The sequence below is a fragment of the Deltaproteobacteria bacterium genome (assembly GCA_016183175.1).
Lineage (GTDB): Bacteria > UBA10199 > UBA10199 > UBA10199 > SBBF01 > JACPFC01.
Genome location: JACPFC010000067.1, coordinates 1 through 4,884 on the forward strand (window position 1 = coordinate 1; position 4,884 = coordinate 4,884).

A 4,884-nucleotide genomic window follows, 5' to 3' on the forward strand; every position below is an offset into this window, starting at 1 on the left:
GAAGGGAGCGAGCAGGTCAAGGCCGAAGATGGCCTGGTTCCCTACAGAGGCTGGTCCCATACCTTGGGGGGCAATGTTGTTTATCGGCCAGGGTCCTCCGGTTTCGAGGTTTTCGGCGGCCTTGGTTTTCGGTTTGAAAATGGCGCACCCAACAAAGTGGCCGACCTCCTTCGGGATGATCACAAAGGAATTTTTGACGAGGCGACCCCCGAACAGGATACCTCGGTTGAAGGGGGAGAGACATCCACCTACCCCTGCGGTGCCGACGGCGATCTGGAAATCGAAGAAGGGGAAGTTTGCGAGGAAGGGTCAGAGGTCTCGGTGGATGACGCCACCTCCGACATCGATACCAGCGGCGAAACGGTTGAAATAGGCTCGTTTGGACTGCGCGTCCAAGCAGGTGTCGCCTACAGCTTTGAGGCTATCCCGGACACGTTGATTGTTCGTCCGGAGGCCGCCATCTTTTATGGCGGCGGGTGGTACAATGGGGCCGAAGGGCACGGGCAGTCTTTTTGGGATTATGCCGAGTACGAATCCCGGCTGATCGATTTTAAAAGTTATACTGAACCGGGCGTGCGCCTGGGAGTCGGCGCGGCGTTAGACTTGGGTGTTGTCTCCGACAAATTGGATAATATAGCGCTCGCCTTAAACGGAGGCTGGAACGGTTCGTTGCGGAAGGTTGAGGGGCAGTATCGGCAGACAGGCAATTTTGCCGACCCCCAGCACACCTTTGTCAGCGAATGGTTTATTGGCCCCTCTGTAACCGTCCCCTTGGGCGGCCGCGGCGGAAGTGGAGCGCCGGCAACTCCGGCACCTGTTGGTCCATTGGGTGCAACGGCTCCTCAAGCGCCTGAAGCGGGTGATGAAGCTGGTTCTACACAGCCAGCGCCCGGCACTGAAAGGGCGCCTGCCGGGGCAGAAACACCACCTCCCGGAGGCGAATAACATCAGTTTGGGTTCGCTATGGGCGATAAAAAAATCTACCCCGAAAAAATCTACGTTTAGGTAAACCAGGGAGACCTGGATGTCTTCGAGAAGTACTACGACAACAACGACCCTTCTACCGGCGTTTTTAAAAAAGAAGTAGCCGCCGGGGACGACGAGTTTTTGTGTGTTGTCGATACAGGCGCCGCCTCCTTCAAAAAATTTAAAAAGCGTTTTTGTTCCGCTTTTTCCCGGTTTGCCAAAACCCCGGATTATGGGGCAACGTATGTCAAAGACCCCAAAAATAACGACATCGTCAACCTTTACAACCTCCTTGCCCATCCGAAAATGTTTACGGTCAACATCCTGACCAAATCAGCCGAGTTTACGGAGTATCTAAAACGGACGTTTAAGGAAGGTGAAACTCTCTTCATCGACGGTGCGTTTCAGGCGGATGAAAAAGAATACACGCGAGTGAGGATTGCCTTCCCCAAAGAAAACCTGACCGACGATCACCGGGCCCAGTTGGGAAAATTCTACAATGGAATGATGTTCCATAAGAACAAAAATGGCGTTAAAGAGGCATGGGATGATGGGAAGGTGCTGGAAAATTATGGTGTCGACAGGATGAACCTCTTTCTCTTCGCAAAAAATATTCTGGGATTGGAGAGTGCTTCCAGTGGGGAGCCTTCCAGTGGGGAGCCTTCCTGGACTCATGTGGGGTTGGATACCGAAACGAAAAACGATGTGGAATTCGCCGTTCGACCAGATGGAAAAGAAGTATCGGTCCTTCCTTCTGCCTCTCTTTACACAGCGGGCGAGGCTCTTGTTGATCATCCTTCGACCACCGAGCAACTGAATGAGGTCTACGAGAGGCTTAAAACCAAGCACGGCGCTTTTAAGGCCGACTGTTTAGTGACTGTTACGCCTTTTAGGAACGGTCATGTGGGGGTTGACACGGTCATAGTTGAGGTCGAGCAAAACGGTGAAACGGTCATCAATCGTGCGTTGAACAAAGACATTGACGCCGAATTGAGTTCGATCCTTACCGCCCTTCCTTGGCCACTTAAGAAGGAAGGGGCCTACTATACGCATCTTGTCGAAGTCAAATTCCCCTTGTCGGAAGGTGGCATCAATCAGGACTTATCGGCGCCCTTATGAGGAGTAATAACAGGAAAAATCTTTGTCCTTGTATTTTTTGAGAATCTGCTTTGTAACGCCACCTCATCCCCTCCCCACTTTTTTAAGATACTAATGATATCAATAGGTTACAAATTCATTTTTTTAGCAACTTTAATAAGTTTCAGCCGATAATAATAATAGGTGGCCTTAAACGGCCGATATTATTATGACTAAAAAAATTTACCCCGAAAAAATCTACGTTCAGGTGACCAAAGACGAACGTGACCGGATTGAGGCCAACTTCGATAATCAGGACCCTCATTCGGGCACCTTTTTGCAAACCAGCTTGACAAAGAACGACCAGTATCTTTGCTATTTCGACACCACCAAGGAAACCTCATTCGAAAAATTCAGCAAAAAATTCCGCGACAATTTTGCCCGTTTTGCCGAAACACCCGCGTATCAAGCCGAGTATGTGAAAGACCCCAAAAATAACGACATCATCAACCTTTATGGTTTTTTAACCGACAAGAAATCGCTGTCTATTGTGACCTCTGCCGGACCGGACATGACCGACTTTTTGAGAAAGGTCTTAAGGGAGGGAGAAACCCTGATTGTAGAGCAAGGGGCTTATACCGCTTCCGGGCAAAGGCTCGACAAGGTAACCATCCGTTTCAACAAAAAACATCTTGCCGACGAAGAGCGGGCCCAGTTGGGAAAATTCTACAGAGGGCTCAAGTACCATACCGACGACGCAACCGGAACCAAAAAAGAGTGGACCGATGATCAGGTGCTCAAAGCCTACGGGCCCGATTTTATGAATCTGTTTCTCTTCGCGCGCGCGAATATCGGCGAGGCGGCGCTGGCTCCCACTCCGGCGATTGAGCCGCCTCCCCCGCCCGAGTCCGGTCCGTTTAACGTGGTAAACACCACCGTTGCCTTCAAAACAGGCGAGACGAAAGTCGCCTTCGAATTTACCGGCACGGCGGACATTCTGGAAGTCCGCGACGACTGGGGTCCGAACAAAATAAGGCGCTATTCCATTGAAGGAAACATTCTGATCATCGAACCGGGAGTTCCCACGACCCACGCCGGAGATTACGCCTTCAAAATCAAACTCAGCGACGGCCGGATGGTTAAAGTTGTCGCCAAAGCAGAAGCGGCCCCGCCCGCACCGGCGCCCGCTGTCGTTGCACCGCCGCCGGTTCAACCGCCGGAGTCTCCTTCACAAGCGGAGCTCCCGCAAGATGCTCGAAATTTGCTGGATCAAATAGGCGCTACCATCCAGGGCCAGGGCAGTTTGGCTGAGGCTGAAATTGCCGCGCCCCCGGCACTAACACCACCCGTTGCCGACCAGAAGGCCGAAGTGGAGGCAATGGTCGGGAGATTTTTATCTTCTTTGAACAAGCCGGTCTACAGCGCTGTAAAAGGGACTATTCTTTCATCGTCGGATATTCGTTCCAGGACGGAGAAATATCTTGGGGCCGATGAAGCGGGCAAAAACTCGGCCGCCCTCGGTTTAAAACGAACAATTCAAAATCTCCCCAATACTCCCCTTGAGGCCAAAAAACTTGTCGCAAAAGCCTACGAAGAGTTCGCCAACGAAGAAGGCCTGGACACTCTTTCCGCGCACATGGCAAATCTGGTTCAGGAACTCGACGCCGAAAAAAATGAGGAGGCGCGAAAAGCGGCCGAAGCGGCCCGTCGCGAGGCGGAGACCCGGGCTACGGCGGAGGCCGAAGCCGCGTTAAGGCGGCCTGCAACCAGCGATGCCGAACGCCGCCAGCGGGCGAACGAGTATGGGACAAGGTTTCTGAATGACGTTCGCCCCTCTTTCAAGGACGAAGTCACCGGCGATAACCGCGTCAGCTACGCCCTTCCCGCCGACGGACGAACCCTGGAGTTCGAGGTTCACCTGAAGTACGACATGACTTGGCGCGTCGCGATCCTTCAACCGACCCGTTTTACCGGCAAGACAAAAGCCCAGATGGAGGCCCTCATCGGCGAAGATTTGGCCAAATACAAAAATCTGTTTCCCGACGGATTTCCGTACCTCTACAGCGATCGTTCCAAAGACATTATTCCCCTCGTCTTCGGCCCGTACCAATTCCCGCCTCTGGTTACCGGCATCGACGAAGAGGGCAGAGTCTCCGACGCATCGACCGCTCCCCCTCCCCCGGCGCCGGTGGTTATTACAGGCCCAAGAGAACCGGTTGTCATCCGGCGACCTTCGATCGATTTGGGAAAAACGCCAAGCGGTCTTCCCATTGTCAAGGCGAACGGCGCCGTGAAGACGGTGAGGAGAAAGGACGGTGTTGAGGTCGTCGCCTTTACGGACGATGAGACCTTCACCCGCCACATCGATGCGGAAAAGCTTAAAGGCCTGGAAAAAGTTCAGCAAATGACAGCGGAGAAATTTGAACAAATAATGACAAAGGCCCGTGTCTCGACCCCCGTCACGATCGCGGTATCGTTTGCCTACCTGGTCAAGGCAACCGATTATGTTGGAGGTGGGGTGCCGGGGCAAGGCCAGGATTTAAGGATTCAGATTGCGACAACGGAAGGAACCCTTCCCGCCGATGCGAAAGGTGAACTTTCTTCCCTGCTTTCCCTGCTAATGGAGCAAATTCCCCTTGCGCCATGGCCGATCAAGGATATTAATACCGCCGGAACAACGGCCATGGTTATCAGCCCGAAGCAGTATCAAATGCCAAAAGCCTCGTTTAGCATTCGTTACTCGGTTGAATAAATGAATTCCAATAACGTTGAAACCGAGATGACATCCGGAAGAAATCATCACGGGGGGTTTTTTGTCCGTTAATTTATGCCTTTTTTTCA

At 52.5% G+C, this 4,884-nt stretch carries 3 protein-coding genes; all 3 read left to right on the forward strand.

Translation table 11 applies throughout. The features are described from left to right. A partial coding sequence (locus tag HYU99_07535; GenBank protein MBI2340197.1) for a hypothetical protein occupies window positions 1-945 on the forward strand: 945 nt, incomplete at its 5' end. Between the two features lie 162 nt (window positions 946-1,107). After that, on the forward strand, window positions 1,108-2,085 hold the full coding sequence (locus HYU99_07540; GenBank protein MBI2340198.1) for a hypothetical protein: 978 nt from the start codon (window positions 1,108-1,110) through the stop codon (window positions 2,083-2,085). 187 nt (window positions 2,086-2,272) lie between these two features. Next, window positions 2,273-4,795 carry a hypothetical protein gene (locus tag HYU99_07545; GenBank protein ID MBI2340199.1) on the forward strand — a complete coding sequence of 841 codons (2,523 nt, stop codon included), beginning with the start codon at window positions 2,273-2,275 and terminating at the stop codon, window positions 4,793-4,795. The last annotated feature ends 89 nt before the right edge of the window (window positions 4,796-4,884 follow it).

What these genes read in the sequence shown, in the direction of transcription:
- HYU99_07545 (MBI2340199.1), top strand. Translation starts at nt 2,273, where the DNA reads ATGACTAAAAAAATTTACCCCGAAAAAATCTACGTTCAGGTGACCAAA.